Here is a 21435-nt window from a genome sequence, read left to right as displayed (position 1 = left end):
TTTTATTTAATTTTTATTAATTTTTATTTAAATATTTTAAATAAGTATTTTTAATTATTAAATAAGTATTTTTAATTATTAAATAAGTATTGAAATATTATTTAGAAAACTGTTGAAAATATGTATTTTTAAGAATATTAAATTGATATCAATAATATTCTTGAGTGTTTTTTGTATATTTATAAAAAATGTGATAATATGGTAGTTAAAATCGGAATTATAAAAAGTGGAAATATTGGTACTTCACCAGTATTAGATTTATTACTTGATGAAAGAGCAGACAGACCTAATATTGATGTAAGAGTCATAGGCTCTGGTGCTAAAATGAATCCAGAACAAGTAGAAGAAGTTACTCCTAAGGTCAAAGAATTCAATCCTGACTTTGCAATCTTTATTAGCCCAAATCCTGGTGCTCCAGGACCTGCTAAAGCTAGAGAATTATTATCTTCCTACGATATTCCTGCAGTCATTATTGGTGATGCTCCAGGAGCAGGTAAAAAAGATGAATTAAATGAACAAGGTTTAGGTTACATAATCGTTAAAGGAGACCCTATGATTGGTGCAAGAAGAGAATTACTCGACCCAACTGAAATGGCTTCTTTCAACGCAGATGTTATTAAAGTTTTAGCTTTAACTGGTGCTTACAGAATTGTTCAAGACGCTATTGATGACTTAGTTGATGCTGCTGATGCAGGTAAAGAGTTAGAATTACCTAAAATCATCATTACTGCTGAAAAAGCTGCTGAAGCTGCTGGATTTACCAACACTTATGCTAAAGCAAAAGCTATTGCAGCATACACTGCAGCAGAAAAAGTTGCAGATTTAGATTTAAAAGGCTGTTTCATGGTCAAAGAATCTGATAAATATATACCTTTAGTTGCTGCTGCTCACGAATTAATTGGTGTTGCTGCTAAATTAGCTACTGAAGCAAGAGACATTGAAAAATCCAATGACACAGTTTTAAGAACTCCACATGGTGCTAATGGTTCTACTGTCAAAAAAACTGTTTTATTAGAAAAACCAGTATAAGTAAACTAGGTTAATTTAAATTACAATCGCTGATTTTTCAGTGATTTATTTTTTTCTTTTTTTCTATAGTTATTGTTTTTTTTAATTTCCTTAATTGATATATCAATTATATTTTTTTTAAAATTTTTTTAAATATTTTTCTATATACTTATCTTATAGATAATTTTCATACTTTTTTTTGAAAAATCTACTTTTTTCTAAATTTTTTATATTTACAATTACTTTTACTTATTTTTAAAAAATCATCTTTTATATAAACAAATTTCATTATATTTTTAATATATTATAAAATTTGTAAATTGACACTATTGCGGATTGGAAACTTTTCTCAACAGTGTGGAAAATAGGTGCTACTTCTTCAGAAAGATTAACTTCATGAATGGTTTTTTTTAGTTTTATTTTTTTGTTTAAGATACTCTTGAGAAAAGAGCGACTCATAAACACTATGTCTTTAAAATCAATCTTTATTTTATCTTCAGAAAGCTTATTCGGTTTCTCAAAAAAAATTGAAGTAGCAGAATTCATCTTTAAAGATGGATTTATTAAATCTTTTATTTTATTTTATTTCAATTGTATCATCCATAAAATTAACCTCCTGCTATTTATTGTATTCATAAGGGTTTCTATTAAAAATTTCAAGGAATTATCTTTTAACATATAATTTTTTAGTTATCTAATAATTCAGGGTTTTTAGCATTTTTTTTACTTAAAACACTTTTTCCTAATCTTCTTTCAATGTCTTCACGAGTATTGCCTGCAACACTGCCTCCTTCATGGACTATTTTTTTACTTTCTTCAAAGCCATTAGGATTAGTGTTTTTAGAAAGTTCAGTTGTTGTTGCCTCAGCTAACATGTTTAGTACTAATTCCATATTAGTCATGTTGTCTCTAAGATTTTCTTTTTTGATATTTTTAAATTTTCTATATTCTTTTGAGGTCATTCCACTCCAGGCATTGTATAGTTCGTCTGTAAGTATAGCATATTCTATTCCTTCTTTTACTCCTGCTCTATCCCATTCGCCTGTTAGTTCTTTTCTGTATTCTATTGTTTTTAGTCTTTGTGTTATCCATTCTTCACTGTATCCTTTTTTTCTATAGTTGCTTATTGCTCTTTCTATTGCTAGTTGTGGGTCTGCTATTTCGTCTAGTCTTTCTTGTCCTACTTTTGCTAGCCATAGTTTGAATGGTTCTGCTTTTGGTGAGGGTATGGTTTGTATTAATCGAAATAGCTGTTCAGCATTTGCAACATCAGTTAATCTCATTTTACCATCAGGAGCAAGCATTTTCAAACCGTTACAATTTGTAACGGTTTCATTACCTTCATCTTTTAATCTCTTCTTAAGAACTCTCCAATAGGTTGTAGGGTTTTTGCTTTCACTAAGTACTCCCACAACATCTATAATTGAAAAATACCATTCTTCATCATCATCTTTCCAAACACTTCGTATTTTGTAGTTTTGAAATAATTTTATTTGATTTTTATTATTCATTTTTTCACCTTAAGTATTTTTTCGATTTTTTAATATATTTAAATTATTAAATTTAGTATTTTGAATTACATTTATAATATTTATAAATTTTGAATTTTAATAATTTTTTTCATATTCCTAGTTTTTTATTTAATAATTCGTTTATATTCTCAACATCTTTTCTAAGTTTTTCTGTTTCTTTATTTTTAATTGATTGTCTATTTCTTCTTATTTTGCTTCATTTAGTAATGTGTAATGTTTTATTTGTAAATTTGGTGTGTAATTTGATTGAGGCTTTGTAAGCATAGTAGGCATTTGTTGACCAGTTGTTTTCAGTTTTTATTTTTTCTAATATTTCTTTGTCTTTTTTGTGTAAGATTTTTACTCACATTATTTTTATATTATTTTACCTTGATTAAAGTATTTTGTTAGAGAGCATTTGCAAAGTAATATAAAATATTGCGAATAAAAAAACTGATAAATAAATAATTTTATATGTAATTAGATATAAGTTCATATTAATTGAAATTACTTTAATTTAAATAAGTTTAATTAAATAAGTTTAATTTAATTTAATTAAATGAAAATATAAAATATAATGATAAAATTGAAAAATTATTGGAATTATTTGAAATTATTGGAATTTATTCTAATTAAAATATAGGGAATGATGAAGTGGAAAAATTAATAGAGTTATTCTTTAATGCTGCAAATATGGAAAGATGGAATGATCATATTCGTCCTGTAACACTTGTAGAATTAGATAAACAGGCACATAAAATAATAATCGCATATATAATAGCTAAAATTGAAGAAGAGAAAGGCAATTATAAAATTAACTGGATAGAACTTATTAACAAGTTTTTATTTGATTTTTTCTATCGTTTAGTTTTAACAGATTTAAAACCTCCTGTCTTTCATGAATTAATGGCTAATAAAAAGAAAGAATTAAACCAATATGTTTTAGAAGAAATCAATCCAATTTTAATGGATTTTAATCCTGATTTTGCTCTTTTATTTAAAAAGCATATAGACACTGATAATCTTACTATAGAAGACAGAATCATAAAAGCTGCTCATTATTTAGCAACTAACTGGGAATTTAAAATTATTTACAATGCAGGATCATTTATTTATGGAGTTGATAAAACTAAAAAAGATATTGAAAAACAAATTAAAAACCACTATGATTTAGAAGGTGTTACAAAGTTAATACTTTCAAAAGACCTATATGGCTTTATGGATTTGTGTGGACAGCTTAGATTTCAAAAAAGATGGGCTCATACTCCAAGAGTTCCTGAAACATCTGTTTTAGGGCATATGTTAGTTGTAGCAGCTATTAGTTACATGTTTTCCCTAAAATCTATAGATTCTCCAGTTGATAAAAGACTTTATAATAATTTTTTTGGTGGACTTTTCCATGATCTTCCTGAGGTTCTAACAAAAGACATTATATCTCCAATTAAACGTTCTGTTGAAGGATTAGAATATATTATAAAAGATTATGAAAATTATCAAATGGAAAATAAAATATTTACACTTTTACCTAAAAATATGGTAGATGAATTAAAATATTTAACTATGGATGAATTTGACAATAAAATAATTATAAATGGCTCAATAAAAAAACTTTCTAAGGAAGAAATATCAAATTATAATAAAAATGGATACAATCCTGTTGATGGGGAGTTAATAGATGCTGCAGATAAGTTAGCTGCTTATGCTGAGGCTAAATTATCTTTAAGACATGGACTAACATCTAAAGTTTTAGAACAAGCTATTGTAAGTATTAAAGAAGAAAATTCATCTAAAACTTTTTTAAATCTTAATTTAAATGATGTTTACAATAATTTAGATGAAATAATAGATGAATGATAGATGAGAATATAGATGGAATAATAGTAGATGGAATAATATAAATATATAAACAGTAAATAGATTTTTTTTTAAAGTACTCCCTTTGTACTAGGAATTTTATTGTGTTCAATATAAACGGCTTCTTTTAATGCTTTTGCAAATCCTTTAAAAAGAGCTTCAACTTTATGATGATCATTGTTTCCTTCAACTTTAGCATTAATGTTGACTTTAGCAGTTGATGAAAATGATTCAAAGAAATGTGGAACTACTTCACTTGTCATATCTCCTATTTTATAGCTATTAAAGTCAATTGAGATGTTTGAATAGCTTCTACCACCTATATCAATGGCTACAGTTGCAAGTGAATCATCCATTGGTATAATTGCATGAGACATTCTTTTTATTCCTTTTTTATCTCCAATTGCTTCGTAAAAAGCTTCCCCTAATATTATTCCAATATCTTCAATAGTGTGGTGATCATCTATTTCTGTATCTCCTTTAGCTATTATTTCTAAGTCAAATAAACTATGTTTTGAAAATGATTCAAGCATATGATTAAAGAAGTTTATTCCAGTATTAATATTATATTTTCCTTCTCCATCTAAGTTTAAGTCAATTTTTATATCTGTTTCTGATGTTTTTCTACTTTTTTTAGATATTCTTGCCATTTTATCATCTCTTTTTCAAATTTTCACAATTTTATTTTTCATATTTTTAATTATTTTTAACTATTTTTTAATTATTTTTTAATAATATTTAATTTGTTTTATTAATTTTATTTTAATTTTATTTTAATTTATTTTTTTGTATTTATTTTTATCAATAATATAAAATTCTCAATCAATGCTAATTCTATTTTGTTCAATAGCTACTTCATCATTTGGGGCATCTCTATCTACAAGAATTGCTCCTTCTGGACATTTAGATGCACAAATAGTACATACATGACAGTATTTAAGATTTTTTGCTCTGGCTTTTCCATTTATTCTCCAAATAAGTTCACCTTTTGGGCATATGTCTTTACATTCTCCACAACCAGTACATTTTTCCTCATCTACAAAAATTCTTAAAATAATAGCACAACCTTTAAAAATTTAGCTTTTTTTAATATTTCTATAAATTGTTTTTTATTTTTATAAATTGAAAATTTTATTTTTTTTATTAGTTTTATTTTTTTATTTTTTTTAATTATTTTATTAATTTTATTAGTTTTATTTTTTTACTTTTTTTAATTATTTTATTAGTTTTATTTGTTTAATCAATTTTACTTATTTATTTATTTATTCTATTTTCTTTTAATGTAGCTATTGAAGTTGCTTTAAATCCAATATAAACATTTTTTCCTAAAGATAATCCTAATTCCTCAGAGGCAGGTTTTGTAATATCACATCTAAGCACAAATGACCCAATGTCTACAGAGATTCTAAACATTTCATTCTTAACTCTCATTTCTACAATTTCACCTTTAAAAATATTTCTAACACTAATTTCACATTTATTTAGTAATATAAATATGTTATCATATTTTATAAGAGCTAATATTTCATCTCCAACATTATAGTTCTCATTTAGTGGTAAAAATATTTTAAAATCATTTTTTTCTAAAGTCATGATTTTTTTTTCTTCATCAATGGAACTTATAGTTGTTTTAATTTCATTAATTCCACTACTTAATTCCATTACAGCACTAATGATTTTACATTTTTTTAAGATGGTTTTTCCTTCTCTACTAAGTTCAGTACTTCCTCCACCACCTTTTCCACCTTTTTTTGTCTTAACTAACTTAATATCTAACTCATTTTCAATTTTTTCAATGTAGTTTAAAGCCGTTCTATATGAAACTCCACTAGATTTAGCAGCACAAGAAATAGACCCTAAGATATTTATTTTGTTAATTATTTCATACTTTTTTTTATCAATAACATATACTTTATTGTTTATATTGATTTTATATGCTCCTTCTGCATCCACATAAAATAAATTGTCTTTTGCTCCTTCTTTATCTGTTATGTCAATCCCTCCAATAAATTATATTTTCAGAATGTTATTTATATTCTCTATATTTTTCTTTTAGTATTTATTTTTTATTTAAATCTTAGTATTTATCATATACTTTTTTGATTAAATTCACGATTTTTTTGACTAATTTATTTATTGGACCAAATTTTTTAGTATAAAATATAATTGCATCTAAATCCTCTAATGAAAAGGTTTTTGTTAAAACTAAAAATATTAAGTAAGCTATTGGACAGATTATAATTCCTGTGATTAACCCTAAAACAGTTTTTGGTAGAATAATGATTATTATTCCCATTAAAAGAGCTGAAATTAATGTTTTAACAATAAATTTCATTGGAAACTTTGATTTTGTTTGCTTAAATGATAAATAAACCATTGGTAGCATTAAACAGAAACAAGCTATTGTTGTAGCAGTTGATGCACCTACAATTCCATATATAGGAACCATTATCCAGTTTAAAACGAACGTTAAAAAAGCTCCTCCAGCTAAACAATACATTGGAATTCTTGGATTTCCTATTCCTTGAATTATTCCTGTAGAAACTGCAAATAATGAATAAAAACCCATTCCAATTGATAAGACTGCAAGAGCACCTGCACCAGCTGTGTACTCTAAATTTGTAAAGTAGACTAACTCCATAATTGGCTTTGCAAATAAAGCCAACCCAATACACATTGGAATGATAATGAATAAAGAATATCTATAGCTTTGAGACACATATTTTTCCAGTTGTTTTTGATTTTTTTTAGCAAATGATGCTGCAACAGCAGGTAAAATAACAGTTGCAATTGAAGAGGAAATAATAAGTGGTAAACGTGAAATAGGATCTGATGCACCAAAATATCCTACAAATCGAGAATCAAGGAATTTTGCTAAAATAAATGTGGAAATTGCAAAAATCCCCATTTCAGCAAGTGCAGTGATAATTACAGGGATAGAGAAAGTAATAATTTTCTTTGCAAGGTTTAATTCTTCTTTTAATGAAAATCTAAGCCCTTCAACTGGTTGTGGAATAATTTTTACCATATATTTTTGAAATATAAATATTGACATTATTGTAGATGCTACAAATGCTCCAGCTGAACCTATAACCGCACCAAAAACAGAAAAACCAAGAATAACTAATGCTGTTGCAAAAAGAATCATACAAGATTGTTCTACACCTCTAGTATAAAGTATGTATTCCATTTTATATGCACCTTGAAAAGAACCTCTAAATCCTCCTACAATAGCACTAAAGGGTGTAATAAGTCCTACTGCTTGAAGTGGCAGTAATGCTTCAGGTTTATTGAAGAAATCAAGTGCAAGCCAAGGTGCAACAATAAAAACAATTATTATTCCCGATAAAATACCTAAAATGCCCATTATTTTTAAAGATGTGTAGACTGTCTGGCGAGCTAAAGCATTTTCATCTAATGCAGTGTATTCAGCTATATATTTAGCTATTGCTGGTGGAATACCTCCTGCAGCTAAAACTTGAAATATTCCTTGAAATTGAAGGGTTGTTGTTAAAATTCCGTAAGATGCTGGCCCTAATAATCCTGCCATAATAAATCGATAGATATATCCACCTACACGAAAGATGGCATTACCTATAACAATTATTATTCCTCCTTTAGCTATTTTAGAGCTCATTTATGCACCATTTATTATATTATTAATATTTTATTTATAATTATTTTTTTCTGTTATTTTTTTTTAGTTTCTTAAATTATTTACTTTTTAATTTTATTTTACTTATCTTAAATTATTTGATTATTAATTTTATTTTAGTTTCTCAATTTTATTTAGTTTCTTATTTATTTAATTTATTTTAATTGTTTTTAAAATTTTTCATAAATAATTAAATTATTTAGATTAATATTAACAATTTTTAAACAAATATTATAAAATAAATGATAAAAATGATAAATCAAGAGTTATAACTCTTTTTATTTGATGTATTCATTTAAAGCATTTTTAAAATGTTTTAATGTCATTTTTAATGAGTTAAAGCCATATTCATCTGATTTTACACCTTCAACACTATCTTGTGACCAAAAACAAGGACCTAAATTGGCACCAAATGAGCCACCACTTATAGGAATTATTCCACTAAGCAAATAAAATGTATTTATTTCTTGAATAGCTAATTCTTGACCTCCAGATCTATCTCCACCAATAGCTATTGACATTCCAATTTTTCCTCTTAAAATATCTAAATCAATTGAGTAAAGAGCTCTGCAACGATCCATAATAGCTTTTATTTGAGCACTTATTCCTCCACTTTGTATTGGGGAAGCTATTATAATTCCATCAGATTTTTTCAATAAACCATATATTTCTGTCATATCATCTTTGTTAATACATTCTTTATGCTCTAAACAATAGTCACAATGAATACATGGTTTAATGTCTTTTCCTCTAACTGTTATAAATTTAGTTTCTACTTCATTGTTTTCTATGTCCTTTAAAGCTTCTTTTAAAACATATTCTGTTGCTTCTTGTCGTGGACTTCCACATATTCCTAAAACTAACAATTTAACACTTCCAATATTTTTAATTTAAAAAAGGATTTAATTAGGTTTATATTTAAAAAACATTAATTATATAATTATTCAATTACTAAATGATATTATATTTATTAAAATCATTTCATTTAATGCAATTATTTATATTTATTAAAATCGTTTTATTATACAATTGTTTATATAATACAGTTAGTTATATAATACAATTAATTATATAATGCAATTATTTATATAAAAATAGATTTATTTTTTCAAATAGTTATACAAACATTTCTTATTTATTCTTAATTTTATTTTTTTTTATTTTATTAATGATGGTATTATGACTAATATTGAAGATACTTTTAGAGTAGAAGATGAAAAATATTCCAAAGAAGATTTAGTTAATTTATTAAACTGTAAAAACAATGATGTAAATAAATTAATGAGCTTTGCCAATTCAAAACGAGAAAATAATATTATAACATATTCTAAAAATGTTTTTATACCTTTAACAGAAATTTGTAGAAATAGCTGTGGGTATTGTACTTTTAAAAAAGAAGCTACAGATTCTAATGCAATTCTATTAAAAAAAAAAGATGAAGTTATTGAAACACTAAAAATAGCTGAAAAATACGGATGTAAAGAAGCTTTACTAACATTTGGAGAACAAGCAGATGAGAATACTATTGTTAAAAAAGAATTAGAAAAACAAGGGTTTTCAAATATGATAGAATATCTTTATGATATTTGTGAAGATATTTTAGATAAAACAAATCTTTTGCCTCACAGTAACTGTGGAGTCCTTTCATATAAAGATTTAAAAATTTTAAAAGATGTAAATGCTTCTATGGGAATGATGTTGGAAAATTCTTCTCCACGTTTGATGAAAACAGTTGCCCATGAAAATAGCCCTGGAAAGGATCCTAAACTTCGTTTAAATGTTTTAAAAAATACAGGAAAGTTAAAAATTCCATATACCACTGGAATATTAATAGGAATAGGAGAAAAAAAAGAAGAAATAGCTAAATCATTACTTGATATTAAAAAATGCCAGAATAAGCATGGTAACATCCAAGAGATAATTATTCAAAATTTTAAAACTAAACCAGGTATTTTAATGGAAAATTTTAGAGAACCTTCTCTTTTAGACATGATTAGAACTGTTTCTGTTGCAAAAATCCTTTTTCCCAATTTAAGTATTCAAGTTCCACCTAATTTAAATCAAGAAACAAATCAAATATTTTTATTTTGTGGGGCAGATGATTGGGGGGGTGTTTCACCTTTAACTAAGGACTATGTTAACCCTGAAGCTAAATGGCCAGCTATTGAAGATTTAGAATATTTAACTAGAGAAAGTGGGTTTGAATTACAAGAACGTTTAGCTATTTATAACAAATATATTAAGAAAGATTTTTTGTCTGAAAGGATATTAAACAAAGTATTGAACCTAAAAAACTCTTTAGATAAGTAAGACTATAGTTTATAGACTAATCTTTAATTATTTAAAACAAACTTTTAGAAAAAGTTTGATCAAAAGCTATTTAAAACAAACTTTTAGAAAAAGTTTGATCAAAAGCTATTTAAAACAAACTTTTAGAAAAAGTTTGATCAAAAGCTATTTAAAAAATAAAGCATTTTATGTTACAAGTAGTGCTTTTATTAATTTGAAATTTCTCTAAAAGTGTCATCATCTCCTTGGCAAATATCATAGTATTCGCATTTACTACATTTTCCTGGTGTTGACTTTATTTCAGGAGCAATGCCTTCATATAATATTTCTTTAACTTGATGAAGTACTTTAAAAAGAGATTTTCTAAGTTTACTATCCATAATTACTTGTCTTTTTTGACCAAGTTTTAAATAATCTATATATCCTACAAACACTTCAGTATCAAATTCTTGCTCAATCAACATTGCATTTGCAACCAATTTAATGGCATCTCCATCCCAAACTCCTTGCACAGGTGGAATACTATTTTTAATGTCTATTGGAATATACCTACCTTCAACAATCTCTATTTTATCACAAGAACCAATGACTTCCAAGCCATTATCCTTAATTAAATAGTTGTATAGGGCTGTTGGGAAAAACATTTCACTTATTTCGCTTCCGTCTTCTTCAAGGTTTTTCATTGCATTTTTAACTTGCACTGAAAGTAAATCAACGCTAAATGATATATCATTCATTAAATCATCTTTTATTTCTTTGTATTCTGATTCTAACACATCACTTCGTTCTTTTAATATATTCAAGCTTTCAATAGTAGTGTCTTTAATGTTTCTACTTAAATATTCTTTTATTTCTTCTACATCCATTTCTTTTTTTAATCCTCTTATGTTTCTATGGAGTAAATCTTGTATATCTATCCTTATTCGTTTTATTGTTTTGTTTATTAATATACTATCCTCTTGATTATTATCTACATTGTTTCTAAGGAATAATTTTAATGGACAAAACATATATTCTTGTATTGATGATAAACTTATCATTTTATCCCTCGTTTTGTTTTTGTATAGTATTTTAATATTTAAATTTCGCTGTTAATCAGTTTCACTATACACTTTATGATTTTATTTTATCATTTAAATACTTATATATTCTTTAAAAATAAAAATTATTTTTAAATACATTTTTTAACTAAATTAACTAAATTTAACTAGATTAATTAAATTTTAATCTTTTTTTAATTAAATTTCTTAAATTTTATCTATTTCTTTACTAAATGGCTTAAATTTTAATCACTTTTTTAAAAAAATTTCTTTTTTATTTATTTTTTTTTATCTTTTTATCTTTTTTTAATTAAAATAAAAAAGTTTAAAGGTATATAAAAGTATTAAAAGTTTAAAATTATTAAAAATAATATTTATGATGTTTTTTTCTTAAAAATATTTAAAAATAGCTTTATTATTAATAAAATTAGAATACCTAAATAAACAGAAATTTTTGTAATAAAAGAATAGCTATTTGAATAATGTTTTTTGTAGAAGATATACATTGATTTGTAAAAATGATAAATTAATTTGTTACTTTGCTTTTTACTACTTCCACCTTTATAATGGATTATTTCACTTTTTCCATAGTAAATAACTTTCCATCCACCTTCTTTTATTCTATAACACCAATCAATGTCTTCACCATACATAAAAAAATCTTCATCTAAAAGACCTATTTTATTGATAGTTTTTCTATTTACTAGCATAAATGCTCCAACTATACTATCAACTTCGTATATTTCGTTTTCATCTAAATCTGCAATGTTATAATTGTTTATTTTTTTATTGTTGTTCTTTTTATTTTCATTATCCTTTTTGCTTTTATCATTTTTTTCATTATCCTTTTTATTCTCCTTTTTATTTTTATTATTCTTCTTTTTTATTTTAGATAAATTTAAAAATCCAAAGAATTTGTTAAAAGCATTTTGAGGTGTTGGAAAATTTCTTCTTGCAGCTTTATCAAGTTCTCCATTTGGAAGGAGAATTTTACATCCTAAGGCACCAATGCCTCCATGATTCTTCATGTATTGGATGGTTGAGTCTAGTGTATCTTTTTTAACAATTGTATCAGAATTTAATAGAAGAATATAATCTCCTGAAGCTATTTTAATTCCTTTGTTGTTTCCATAAGCAAATCCTTTATTTGCATTTAATTTAATGATTTTTAAGGTTTTATCTACAATTTCTTTCTTAAAATCATCTTCTAACTTTTCTATACTCTTGTCATTAGAATTATTATCTACTAAAATAATTTCATAGTCAATTAATGGCTTATTTTCAAAAACAGATAAAATTGTTTCTTTGCTTAGTTTATATGTTCGATAATTAACAATTATTATGGATAAGTCCATTTTATCACTTATTTATTTTAATCATTTGTTATTAATTATTATTAGTTATTATTAATTATTTTTAATTTAGTTATCTTTAATTATATTTTTAATTTAATTATATTTTTAATTTAATTATCTTTAATTATATTTTTATTTAAAATTTTATTTGTTTGTCTATCCCTAGAACTTCATCTAATTCTAAGGCTTTTTCAATTGCATAATCTTTTTTTATTTTGTAGTTCTTGCTTTTTGTTCTTTCTACATTTTCAGGTTTTAAGAACAGCCATTTTGTTCTTTTAAATTTAATTCCTAAGTACGGTTTTGCTCCAAAAATATTGCAAAATTCGATTAAACCATCAATTTGAGCAGAATCAACATATATAACATCTTTTATTGTTGTTTTAACTTCAATTCCAAGATAAATACTTCCATTTCCTGCTATAACATCTGGAATAGAGTGTTTTGTAGCTGATCCAGATGCAGGTGCTCTCATTGCAGCAAATTTCATTTTCCACAACTTTTGAACTAAATCTCTCTCTTCAGCAGTTCCTTTTTTAGCCATTTTTTATATCTCAATTATTAGATATTTTATTATTTAAATCTTTTATTTTAAATTTAAATCTTTTATTTTAATATCATACTTTAATGATATATTAATAATTCTATATTAAATACTTATAATTTTATCTAAGTACATATAAAACATTTATCCAAGCATTTGAAAAGTATTATTATTTTAAAAAAGAATTTGTTAAAATAAATAAAATTTTTAAAATAAGTAAAAATACATTGTACGAATAAGTTTTTATGAAAAATAAAGATTAGGAAAATAATTGTTTGAAAAAAAGTTATTTTATTTAAAATGAATTAAAAGGAATAATAAATATTAGTTCAAAAAATAAAATTAGTTAGAAATAGTAAAATGGGGCCGGGGCCGAGATTCGAACCCGAGTCGCAGGATCCACAGTCCCGTAGGATAACCAAGCTACCCCACCCCGGCTTATGAATTTTGTGGAAAATAAAAAATAAACATAGATCTATGCGGGAGCAGGGATTCGAACCCTGGTAGACCTGTGTCAACAGGTCCTAAGCCTGTCCCCTTTGGCCGCTCGGGCACCCCCGCTTGGGATTTAAGGAGACTCTCCTTTAAAAATCAAAATTGATATAAATCAATAAAAAAATGCTCCGACCGGGATTCGAACCCGAGTCTTCGGCTCGAAAGGCCGAAATGATTGGCCGGACTACACCATCGGAGCATAAAATTTCTAATTTTTTTACAAATTACTTAAAATCTATAAAAATACTAAATTAAAATTCAAGATTCATTAAAGATTTATAAAACAATCTTATAAACTTAATAAATCCACAAAAAAAGGACCTAATGGGCCCAATGGGATTCGAACCCATGGCCGCCCGGTTATGAGCCGGGCGCTCTACCTGGCTAAGCTATGGGCCCAAAAACGCCGTCGACAGGGCTCGAACCTGTGACCAATCGGTTAACAGCCGAACGCTCTACCTACTGAGCTACGACGGCATAAGATAAATTAATTTTTTTTTATTTGGGCAAATAGTAGCAAGTTTTCGTTTAATTTTAATCAAGATTAAACAGTAGTTAAATGTTGGATTTTATCATATATAAATGTTTTTGTAAAAAAATATTTTTTCATAATAAAAATTTATTTTTATTTTAATCATTTTATTAATTAATCATTTTATTTTATTCATTTTTAAATTTTTATTGTATCTTTCAATGTCTTTTAGTAATTTTTATCTATAGTTATATAAAATATATTTATTACATCAAGGAAAAATAAGCAGTTATTGCAGTAATTACAACCATAGTAAGTGGTATAGAAACAAATAAACTTGATTTATTTTTTGTAGAAACTAAAATATATATTAAAGCAACAACTAATGAAACTAGTAGTGAAAAATCAGGTAAAATCCGATTGACAATAGCTGAAAGGATTATCATAATTAATGCACTGGCTATTATAACATCCCATTCAATATATTTTTTTTTAATATTCTCTTTAGGACTTGTTTTTATATATTGATTTTCTTGGTAGGGAATTGGATTTTCATTGTTGTAATTATAATTATAGTTTTCTTTGTAGCCATAGTTGTTGTTTAAACGATTATTGAAATCGTTGTTATTTTGATATTGCTTATAATTTTCACCAAGGCTCCGATTTATATTTCTGTTGTTATTTGGTCTGTGTTTATTTTCTTTATATTCAACATACCTTGATTTTATTGAATCATTGTGAAAATCTTCATTTCTATTTGGAGGTTTATTATTTGGAATTAAACTTAATGGTTTACCACAATTTTGACATTTGAGATTTCCATCAATGTTATTTGTCCCACAATATTTACAATATACCATATTAACCATTAATAATTTTTAAATCTTTTTAGATTAAAATTTTCAAGTAATTTTTTTAAGTAATTTTATATTAAATAAATTATATATTTTATTTATATGCCATTATTTACATTATATCTATTATTTACATCTTTAATTTATTTATATATCTAATTGAATAAATATTTTTTCATATTTTTAATTATATTTTTAATTATATTTTTAATTATATTTTCAATAAATTTTTTTAATTATATTTTTTATATTTAATATTTTAATTTTTTAATTAATTTTTTTAATATAACATTGTTTATATCATTAATTTGCTTTATATTAATTTTCAATTATCTCAATTATCTCAATTATTTCAATTATTTCAATTATTTTAATTATTCTAAATTATTTTTAATTTAACTTAATCAATTTAACTTAATCAATTTAATTTAATCAATTTAATTTAGTTTAATCAATTATTTAAATCATTATTTGATAAAATGAATATTATAGAGAAGATAAAAAATTATGAAATCTTAGATTTAATAGCTAAAGCAGATAAAGTCACCAAAAAAAATCATTCCAATGAAATTTCTCTTGAAAGAGCTATTTTTCTCTCTTGGTGGTGTGAAAAAGGTGATTGTAGCTTTTGCTATATGTCCACTCAAAAAGATAAAATATCTAATCCCAAAACGGCACGTAGAAATGTCAATGGGATTTTAGCAGAAGCTGAAATTTGTAAACGTTTAAATTGGAATATAGAATTTTTGTCTGGAGGATATGAAAGCTTTACAACAGATGAAATTAAAAAAATAGCTATTAAAATTTATAATATTACAAATCAAGCTGTTTGGCTAAATACTGGAATTACCAAAGATTTAAAAGTTTTTTCTGATGAAATAGCTGGAGTTACAGGAGCTGTTGAAACTGCTAATCCTCAACTTCAAAAGGAAATTTGTCCAAGTAAGAATATTGATGACATATCAGCCATGCTTTTTACTGCTGGCGATTTAGGTTTTAAAAAAGCTATTACCATTATATTGGGATTAGGAGAGACATTTGATGATATTCAGTATTTAATTGATTTTATTTCTGATCATTATATTGATAGGATAATTTTTTATTCCTTAAATCCTCATCCAGATACTATTTATCAAAATTCTTCCCAACCTTCATCTCTTTACTATGGAGCTGTTGTATCAGCTATTAGAATAACTTTTCCTAAAATTGAAATTATATGTGGAACATGGAATGATAACTTAGCCAACTTTGGTCTATTAATTTTAAGTGGAGCCAATGGCTTGACTAAATTTCCCATGTTTAAAATATTTGGTACAAAATATGGAAAAAGAGTTGAAGAAGAAGTTAAATTTACAGGAAAAACTTTAAAAGGAAGTTTTACAGACTTTAACCTTTTAGGTCATGATGAAAGTGATTTTGATTCTGAATTAAATCCCTTTATAAAACGATATATTAAACAATCAAAGTCAATTAATATTTAAATAATTAATTTTTTAAATGCATATTTTTTAAATAGTTATTTTTTAAATTTTTAAGTTATTTTAAATTTTTAAGTTAAATTTATAATATATAAAAATCTAAATTATATCATTATATAAATTTAATACATTTTAATTTAAATTCAATATATTTAAATTTAGTATATTTTTTAATTTAAATTTAATTATTAAATTTTTAAATATTGAATAAATTTTATTTAAACGAATACTTTTTATAATTATTTATAAAATTCTATATAAATTCTAAATCTAAAATAATTTAAAATACTTATTAATTATTTTTTAAAATTATATTTACTCTAATTAGATTTTTTTTAAAATAATTTTTAAAAATAACTCTTTAATTCATTTTAATAATTTAATAAATACTTTAATGGAGGAATTACTATTAATATGAAATGTGGTTTGGAGATTCACGTTCAATTAAAAACAGATTCTAAATTATTTTGTAATTGTCCTACAAATTATCAAGAAGTTGAACCTAACACTAATATTTGTCCTGTTTGTTTAAATCAACCTGGAGCCAAACCCTATCCAACAAATAAAAAAGCTATTGAAATGGCTTTAATGATTGCTTTAATGTTAAACTGTAAAATTGATCAAAACATAACATATTTTATGAGAAAACATTACAACTATCCTGATTTACCTTCTGGTTATCAGAAAACCTCTGTTCCTATTGGTTATGAAGGAGACTTAAATGGTGTTCGAATTCGTGAAATACATGTAGAAGAGGATCCTGGTCAATTTAAACCAGACCTTGGAATTGTTGATTTTAATCGTTCAGGTATTCCATTAGTTGAAATTGTTACAGAACCAGATATGTTTTCACCAGAAGAAGCAAGAACATTTTTAAGAGAATTGATTAGAGTTTTAGACTACAGTGAAAGTGCTCGTGGCGAAGGAACAATGAGAGCCGATGTAAATGTTTCTCTTGAAGGTGGAAAGAGGGTAGAAATCAAAAATATTAACTCTATAAAAGGTGCTTATAAAGCACTTAAATTTGAAATGATTAGACAAAAAAATCTTCTAAAACGTGGAGTTGAAGTTAAACAAGAAACTCGTGCATTTTTAGAATCACAAATGATAACAGTTTCAATGAGACTAAAAGAAGATGCTGATGATTACAGATTTATTCCAGATCCTGACCTTCCCCCTATGGAAATTGAAAACAATCAAATTAGTGAAATTGAAGAACAGATGCCAGAGGCACCACATAACAAGGTTAAAAGGTTCATGAATGATTTTGCTCTTGATAAAGAATCTGCTACAGTTTTAACTTCTGAATTAGATTTGGCTGATGCTTATGAATCGGTTGCTAAAGAGATAGATCCTGAATTTGCAAGTTCTTGGATGAGAGATGAATTAAAAAGAGTTCTCTACTACAACAAGCTAAGTTTTTCTGAAAGTGGAATAAGTCCTAAAAATATTGTAGAGTTTTTAAAGCTACTTCAAAATAAAGAAATCACAATTAAAGCTGGTCAAAGAATAGTAGAAAAAATGCCAAACAACTCTAAATCTCCTAAAGAAATAGCTATTGAACTAAATTTAATTGGTGTAATAACAGATGAACAAATTAAAGAAGCTGCCCAAAAAGCTGTTGATAACAATCCTGAAGCGGTTTCTGATTATCATGAAGGTAAAAAAGCTTCTATGAACTTTTTAGTTGGCCAAGTCATGAAAGAAACCAGAGGCAAAGCAGATCCTGGAGAAACTGTAAAGATTTTAAAAAGTATATTAAATTAATTTTTAGTTTATTTTTTTATTTTTTTTTATTTTTTGGTGATATAATGAGCAATGATATGATTGTTAAATCTTTTGTTGAAGATTACATGTCAGTTGATGTAACATCTGTTAAACCCAACACATCAAATGAAAAAGTCTTTGATTTAATGAAAGAAACTGGTCACGATGGTTTTCCTGTTGTAGACGAGGAATATAAAGTTGTTGGGATTATAACTGCCTTTGATTTACTTTTAAAAGATTGGTCTGAGTTGGTAAAGGATGTAATGACTTCTAATGTTATAGTGGCTCGAGGAAAAATGTCTACTGATGATGCATCACGAGTAATGTTTAGAAAAGCTATTTCAAGACTTCCTGTTGTTGATGAACAAAATAAGCTTAGAGGAATAATTACTAACACTGATATGCTTCGCTCTCATATTGAAAGAACCACTCCAAATAAAGTTGAAACCTTTAAAAAATCAATGGAAGTTATTTATGGTGTTAATTTAACTTTAAAACGTAAATTTATTGATGTTGATTTAATTAGGCCTTCTCAAGATGAAATTTATGCTGATGAACTTGAAGGTCGAAGCTATGAACTTGAAAAAGGCTTAGCAGAGCCAGTTATAATAGCCCATGTAGGAGATAGATATATTCTTGTGGATGGTCATCACAGAGCAACAGCAGCTTTTAAGTTGGGATTAAAAGAAATTGACGCATATGTTGTTGAATTTGAGGACGATATTCAATTAGGTTTGGAAAGAACTGCAGACGATATGGGAATACACTCTTTTGATGATATTAGTATAATTGAAGAGGATAGACATCCTTTAATAGCTCTTACAGAAACTATACAATCCAAACAAAAAAACAAATAGATTTTTATCATATAGCACATTTGGTGTTACAATGCCTGATATCAATATTATAAGAGAAGTTTACAATACTTTAGAAACTCGAAGAGACAATCCTATAGATTCTTATACGTCTTCTTTAATGAAAGATGATAAAAAAAAAGCAGAAGATAAGATTTTAGAAAAAATAGGTGAAGAGTCTGCAGAAGTCATAATAGCTTCAAAAAATAATGAAAATTTAATTGAAGAATCAACTGATCTTATTTTCCATAATTTACTACTTTTAGTCTATAAAGGCATAAAGTTAGATGAAATTTTAGAGGAATTTGAAAAAAGACACAAATAATCTAAATTCTTATTATATTTTTACTTTTATTTTTTTGTTTGCTTTTGTTTGCTGTTATTTAATGAATAGTAATTTAGAAAAGTTATATTAAAACTTTATTTAGATTAAAAATTATATTTACTTAGAAAATGAATTCTAATAGAATTGTTGGTAACCTTGACTCATTTACAAGAATATATTATCTTAAGATATATAGTTTCAATTGAAAAGTTTAAAATTAATGTTTAATAATGCATTAGAATCAGAAAAATTAAGCAAAATTACCTCATGCGATTTATTTTTCATTAATACTTACTAATAATTGATAATAGTCTTCAATTCCATATAAAATTATATTTTGTTTTAATGCTTCACTTATTACAGTAAATTCTTTTCGTGATGATAAATCTATGAATTCTTCAAAGGTTAAAAAAATAGGATGAATGTCAAATGGAAGAATATTAAGTTTTCTTCCAATATTTTTTTGATATTTTTCATCACAGATAATCATTAAATCAACATCTAAATGTTTATTATGGGTATTTTTTGCATAAGAACCAAATAATAACACTATTTTTGGAAAATAACTCTTTTTAAAATATTAAAAATATTGTTTATATTTTTATTTTTTAAACTCTCTTCTCTTCTTCCATATTCTGCAGAAAAAAATTGAGGATTTGGATTTTTTATAGCTTTTACAATATTAGATGATCCTATTTTTATTGTTTTAAGAATTTTATCTTTAGATAACTTTTTTATAATATCATAAGTATTTTTATAATCTTTATTTAATCCATTAGCAATATTCCTAATAGTTAAATCTTCCCTATCCTTTGACAAAACATATTTTAAAATTTCATTAGAATTATAGCTCATTTTATCAATTATTAGTTATGGTATTTCTACCATAATGCTAGGTATTTTTACCATATAACTATTTCGATTATCAACAGAAATTATAATTTATTTTATAATTTATTTTTAAACTTTCCAATATAAACTATAATTTCAAAAAATTAAATTGCCAAAATATTAGACTTATAAATTTTAGTTTTAAGTTTTTTAGAAGCTAATAAAAGTTATTCTTATAAATTGTTTAATATGCTACTTTGGCATTGTCAAAAACTTAGTTGATTTCAAATTTATTTTTTACTAATTTTCCTATTTCTTTTTTTTATGCTTATTTTCCTCTTTAAGTCATTTTAAGCCTTTATTTTTTTTATTACTTTTTTCTGTTTTTTTCTGTTTCAGCTAAGTTTTTTACACTGAAAAAATTTTCTTTCAAAATTCTTTGTTTCTTATAATTCTTTTGTATATATTTTATTTTTTTGTTTTATCTGTTATTATTTTTGTGTTTTCTTTTTTATTGCCTAAAAGCTTATATATAAGTAATTATATATTATATAATATGAATTTTATTAAATCAGTTACTACAAATTCTAGTTTGGATAATAATCAGGTAAGTATTGATTATTTTAGTGATAACTTGTTGGATTGTGGAGATCATGTTAGGGCTAAATTGGGAATTAGTTTAAATGCGAGTAAAAAACTTAAAATCTATCAAAAAAAAGGTATTACACATTTAGCTATGAAATATAAATGCTGTCCTAATTGTGGAAGTAGAGATGTATAGTTGTATGGTACTAAGAATAGAGACCTAATATTTTCATATAAGGGCAAAGAAACATATAAAATTCAGAAATATATTTGCAATAAGAAATGTAATGGTGGAAAAAACTTTTATTTCTCTACTAATATTGATGATATTGTTGAACCGAACTCTAATTATGTAAAAAAGTTCAAAAAAGAGGCTGTTGAATTATATGCCGAAGCCCTTGTTTCTACTCGATCCAGTGCTAATCTAATGAATTCTAAGAATAATATACATGTATCTCACCAATCAATCCAAAACTGGATACTAGAAACACCAGAACACCCTAAAGCAGAACCTATGA

General features: G+C 25.2%; 21 protein-coding genes, 5 tRNA genes and 1 pseudogene. 9 read left to right on the top strand and 18 right to left on the bottom strand.

Annotation, left to right across the window (positions count from 1 at the left end; translation table 11 throughout):
• Positions 1-198 precede the first annotated feature (198 nt).
• Positions 199-1029, top strand: coding sequence for a F420-dependent methylenetetrahydromethanopterin dehydrogenase (locus MBCUR_RS01160; RefSeq protein ID WP_067089184.1), 831 nt, complete (start codon positions 199-201; stop codon positions 1027-1029).
• A 267-nt stretch (positions 1030-1296) separates the two neighbouring features.
• On the opposite strand, the gene MBCUR_RS01155 is transcribed toward MBCUR_RS01160, so the two are convergent.
• The gene (locus MBCUR_RS01155) at positions 1297-1554 is read right to left on the bottom strand and encodes a hypothetical protein (RefSeq protein WP_067089182.1); all 258 of its coding nucleotides are present in this window, start codon (positions 1552-1554) and stop codon (positions 1297-1299) included.
• A gap of 140 nt (positions 1555-1694) precedes the next feature.
• A complete protein-coding gene (locus MBCUR_RS01150; RefSeq protein WP_067089179.1) occupies positions 1695-2519 on the bottom strand; it encodes a BRO family protein in 825 nt (274 codons plus the stop codon).
• A 654-nt stretch (positions 2520-3173) separates the two neighbouring features.
• Between MBCUR_RS01150 and MBCUR_RS01145 the strand changes: the two genes are divergently transcribed.
• The gene (locus MBCUR_RS01145; protein WP_211265113.1) at positions 3174-4373 is read left to right on the top strand and encodes an HD domain-containing protein; all 1200 of its coding nucleotides are present in this window, start codon (positions 3174-3176) and stop codon (positions 4371-4373) included.
• A gap of 71 nt (positions 4374-4444) precedes the next feature.
• On the opposite strand, the gene hisB is transcribed toward MBCUR_RS01145, so the two are convergent.
• The 5 genes and pseudogenes from hisB to MBCUR_RS01125 form a co-directional block, all read right to left on the bottom strand.
• The gene (gene hisB / locus MBCUR_RS01140; protein WP_067089176.1) at positions 4445-5023 is read right to left on the bottom strand and encodes an imidazoleglycerol-phosphate dehydratase HisB; all 579 of its coding nucleotides are present in this window, start codon (positions 5021-5023) and stop codon (positions 4445-4447) included.
• Positions 5024-5329: 306 nt separating this feature from the next.
• A pseudogene (locus MBCUR_RS10775) lies at positions 5330-5419 on the bottom strand (4Fe-4S binding protein); the annotation flags it as partial.
• Positions 5420-5627: 208 nt separating this feature from the next.
• Positions 5628-6326, bottom strand: a complete 699-nt coding sequence (locus MBCUR_RS01135; protein WP_067089174.1) for a TOBE domain-containing protein — start codon at positions 6324-6326, stop codon at positions 5628-5630.
• A gap of 124 nt (positions 6327-6450) precedes the next feature.
• Complete coding sequence (locus tag MBCUR_RS01130; RefSeq protein WP_067089171.1) at positions 6451-8010, bottom strand: flippase; 1560 nt, start codon at positions 8008-8010, stop codon at positions 6451-6453.
• A 296-nt stretch (positions 8011-8306) separates the two neighbouring features.
• Positions 8307-8894 carry a flavodoxin family protein gene (locus MBCUR_RS01125; RefSeq protein ID WP_067089170.1) on the bottom strand — a complete coding sequence of 196 codons (588 nt, stop codon included), beginning with the start codon at positions 8892-8894 and terminating at the stop codon, positions 8307-8309.
• 313 nt (positions 8895-9207) lie between these two features.
• Here MBCUR_RS01125 and cofG point away from each other — a divergent pair, with 313 nt between their 5' ends.
• The gene (gene cofG / locus MBCUR_RS01120) at positions 9208-10338 is read left to right on the top strand and encodes a 7,8-didemethyl-8-hydroxy-5-deazariboflavin synthase subunit CofG (protein WP_067089167.1); all 1131 of its coding nucleotides are present in this window, start codon (positions 9208-9210) and stop codon (positions 10336-10338) included.
• Positions 10339-10526: 188 nt separating this feature from the next.
• Here cofG and cas4 read toward each other — a convergent pair whose 3' ends face one another.
• The 9 genes from cas4 to MBCUR_RS01075 all read right to left on the bottom strand — a co-directional run bounded on the left by cas4 (position 10527) and on the right by MBCUR_RS01075 (position 15083).
• Positions 10527-11357, bottom strand: a complete 831-nt coding sequence (gene cas4, locus MBCUR_RS01115; RefSeq protein WP_067089164.1) for a CRISPR-associated protein Cas4 — start codon at positions 11355-11357, stop codon at positions 10527-10529.
• Between the two features lie 374 nt (positions 11358-11731).
• Entirely contained in the window at positions 11732-12712 is a 981-nt protein-coding gene (locus tag MBCUR_RS01110; protein WP_067089162.1) for a glycosyltransferase family 2 protein, read from the bottom strand.
• A gap of 136 nt (positions 12713-12848) precedes the next feature.
• Positions 12849-13256: a Holliday junction resolvase Hjc gene (gene hjc, locus MBCUR_RS01105; RefSeq protein WP_067089160.1), complete on the bottom strand. Its 408-nt coding sequence runs from the start codon at positions 13254-13256 to the stop codon at positions 12849-12851.
• Positions 13257-13617: 361 nt separating this feature from the next.
• Positions 13618-13694 (bottom strand) — tRNA-His (locus MBCUR_RS01100).
• Between the two features lie 40 nt (positions 13695-13734).
• Positions 13735-13817 (bottom strand) — tRNA-Leu (locus MBCUR_RS01095).
• A 58-nt stretch (positions 13818-13875) separates the two neighbouring features.
• Positions 13876-13950: transfer RNA gene (locus tag MBCUR_RS01090), tRNA-Glu, on the bottom strand.
• A 126-nt stretch (positions 13951-14076) separates the two neighbouring features.
• A tRNA-Ile gene (locus MBCUR_RS01085) sits at positions 14077-14150 on the bottom strand.
• A gap of 5 nt (positions 14151-14155) precedes the next feature.
• A tRNA-Asn gene (locus MBCUR_RS01080) sits at positions 14156-14228 on the bottom strand.
• A gap of 261 nt (positions 14229-14489) precedes the next feature.
• The gene (locus MBCUR_RS01075; RefSeq protein WP_067089157.1) at positions 14490-15083 is read right to left on the bottom strand and encodes a zinc ribbon domain-containing protein; all 594 of its coding nucleotides are present in this window, start codon (positions 15081-15083) and stop codon (positions 14490-14492) included.
• A gap of 473 nt (positions 15084-15556) precedes the next feature.
• Here MBCUR_RS01075 and MBCUR_RS01070 point away from each other — a divergent pair, with 473 nt between their 5' ends.
• The 4 genes from MBCUR_RS01070 to hisE all read left to right on the top strand — a co-directional run bounded on the left by MBCUR_RS01070 (position 15557) and on the right by hisE (position 19501).
• The gene (locus MBCUR_RS01070) at positions 15557-16558 is read left to right on the top strand and encodes a radical SAM protein (protein ID WP_067089154.1); all 1002 of its coding nucleotides are present in this window, start codon (positions 15557-15559) and stop codon (positions 16556-16558) included.
• A gap of 411 nt (positions 16559-16969) precedes the next feature.
• Complete coding sequence (gatB, locus tag MBCUR_RS01065; RefSeq protein WP_067089151.1) at positions 16970-18322, top strand: Asp-tRNA(Asn)/Glu-tRNA(Gln) amidotransferase subunit GatB; 1353 nt, start codon at positions 16970-16972, stop codon at positions 18320-18322.
• Between the two features lie 44 nt (positions 18323-18366).
• Entirely contained in the window at positions 18367-19179 is an 813-nt protein-coding gene (locus MBCUR_RS01060; protein ID WP_067089149.1) for a CBS domain-containing ParB/RepB/Spo0J family partition protein, read from the top strand.
• 31 nt (positions 19180-19210) lie between these two features.
• Positions 19211-19501: a phosphoribosyl-ATP diphosphatase gene (gene hisE / locus MBCUR_RS01055; protein ID WP_067089146.1), complete on the top strand. Its 291-nt coding sequence runs from the start codon at positions 19211-19213 to the stop codon at positions 19499-19501.
• A 274-nt stretch (positions 19502-19775) separates the two neighbouring features.
• Here hisE and MBCUR_RS01050 read toward each other — a convergent pair whose 3' ends face one another.
• Both MBCUR_RS01050 and MBCUR_RS01045 read right to left on the bottom strand, forming a co-directional pair.
• Entirely contained in the window at positions 19776-20051 is a 276-nt protein-coding gene (locus tag MBCUR_RS01050; RefSeq protein WP_067089144.1) for a nucleotidyltransferase domain-containing protein, read from the bottom strand.
• The gene (locus MBCUR_RS01045) at positions 20051-20356 is read right to left on the bottom strand and encodes a hypothetical protein (RefSeq protein ID WP_067089141.1); all 306 of its coding nucleotides are present in this window, start codon (positions 20354-20356) and stop codon (positions 20051-20053) included. Before MBCUR_RS01045 ends, MBCUR_RS01050 begins: the two co-directional genes overlap by 1 nt.
• 532 nt (positions 20357-20888) lie before the next feature.
• Here MBCUR_RS01045 and MBCUR_RS01040 point away from each other — a divergent pair.
• Both MBCUR_RS01040 and MBCUR_RS01035 read left to right on the top strand, forming a co-directional pair.
• Positions 20889-21113, top strand: a complete 225-nt coding sequence (locus tag MBCUR_RS01040; RefSeq protein WP_067089138.1) for a hypothetical protein — start codon at positions 20889-20891, stop codon at positions 21111-21113.
• Positions 21114-21435: hypothetical protein (locus MBCUR_RS01035; RefSeq protein WP_067089136.1), on the top strand; the 322-nt coding region annotated here is incomplete at its 3' end.

Origin of the sequence: Methanobrevibacter curvatus (assembly GCF_001639295.1) — an archaeon.
Lineage (GTDB): Archaea > Methanobacteriota > Methanobacteria > Methanobacteriales > Methanobacteriaceae > Methanoflexus > Methanoflexus curvatus.
Note: the sequence above shows the minus strand (reverse complement) of the source record. Positions and strands in the feature narration are given on the sequence as shown.

What these genes read in the sequence shown, in the direction of transcription:
- MBCUR_RS01060 (WP_067089149.1), top strand. Translation starts at nt 18,367, where the DNA reads ATGAGCAATGATATGATTGTTAAATCTTTTGTTGAAGATTACATGTCA.
- MBCUR_RS01130 (WP_067089171.1), bottom strand. Translation starts at nt 8,010, where the DNA reads ATGAGCTCTAAAATAGCTAAAGGAGGAATAATAATTGTTATAGGTAAT.
- cofG (WP_067089167.1), top strand. Translation starts at nt 9,208, where the DNA reads ATGACTAATATTGAAGATACTTTTAGAGTAGAAGATGAAAAATATTCC.
- MBCUR_RS01040 (WP_067089138.1), top strand. Translation starts at nt 20,889, where the DNA reads ATGAATTTTATTAAATCAGTTACTACAAATTCTAGTTTGGATAATAAT.
- gatB (WP_067089151.1), top strand. Translation starts at nt 16,970, where the DNA reads ATGAAATGTGGTTTGGAGATTCACGTTCAATTAAAAACAGATTCTAAA.
- MBCUR_RS01155 (WP_067089182.1), bottom strand. Translation starts at nt 1,554, where the DNA reads ATGAATTCTGCTACTTCAATTTTTTTTGAGAAACCGAATAAGCTTTCT.
- cas4 (WP_067089164.1), bottom strand. Translation starts at nt 11,357, where the DNA reads ATGATAAGTTTATCATCAATACAAGAATATATGTTTTGTCCATTAAAA.
- MBCUR_RS01045 (WP_067089141.1), bottom strand. Translation starts at nt 20,356, where the DNA reads ATGAGCTATAATTCTAATGAAATTTTAAAATATGTTTTGTCAAAGGAT.
- MBCUR_RS01150 (WP_067089179.1), bottom strand. Translation starts at nt 2,519, where the DNA reads ATGAATAATAAAAATCAAATAAAATTATTTCAAAACTACAAAATACGA.
- MBCUR_RS01075 (WP_067089157.1), bottom strand. Translation starts at nt 15,083, where the DNA reads ATGGTATATTGTAAATATTGTGGGACAAATAACATTGATGGAAATCTC.
- MBCUR_RS01110 (WP_067089162.1), bottom strand. Translation starts at nt 12,712, where the DNA reads ATGGACTTATCCATAATAATTGTTAATTATCGAACATATAAACTAAGC.
- MBCUR_RS01070 (WP_067089154.1), top strand. Translation starts at nt 15,557, where the DNA reads ATGAATATTATAGAGAAGATAAAAAATTATGAAATCTTAGATTTAATA.
- hisB (WP_067089176.1), bottom strand. Translation starts at nt 5,023, where the DNA reads ATGGCAAGAATATCTAAAAAAAGTAGAAAAACATCAGAAACAGATATA.
- hisE (WP_067089146.1), top strand. Translation starts at nt 19,211, where the DNA reads ATGCCTGATATCAATATTATAAGAGAAGTTTACAATACTTTAGAAACT.
- MBCUR_RS01160 (WP_067089184.1), top strand. Translation starts at nt 199, where the DNA reads ATGGTAGTTAAAATCGGAATTATAAAAAGTGGAAATATTGGTACTTCA.
- hjc (WP_067089160.1), bottom strand. Translation starts at nt 13,256, where the DNA reads ATGGCTAAAAAAGGAACTGCTGAAGAGAGAGATTTAGTTCAAAAGTTG.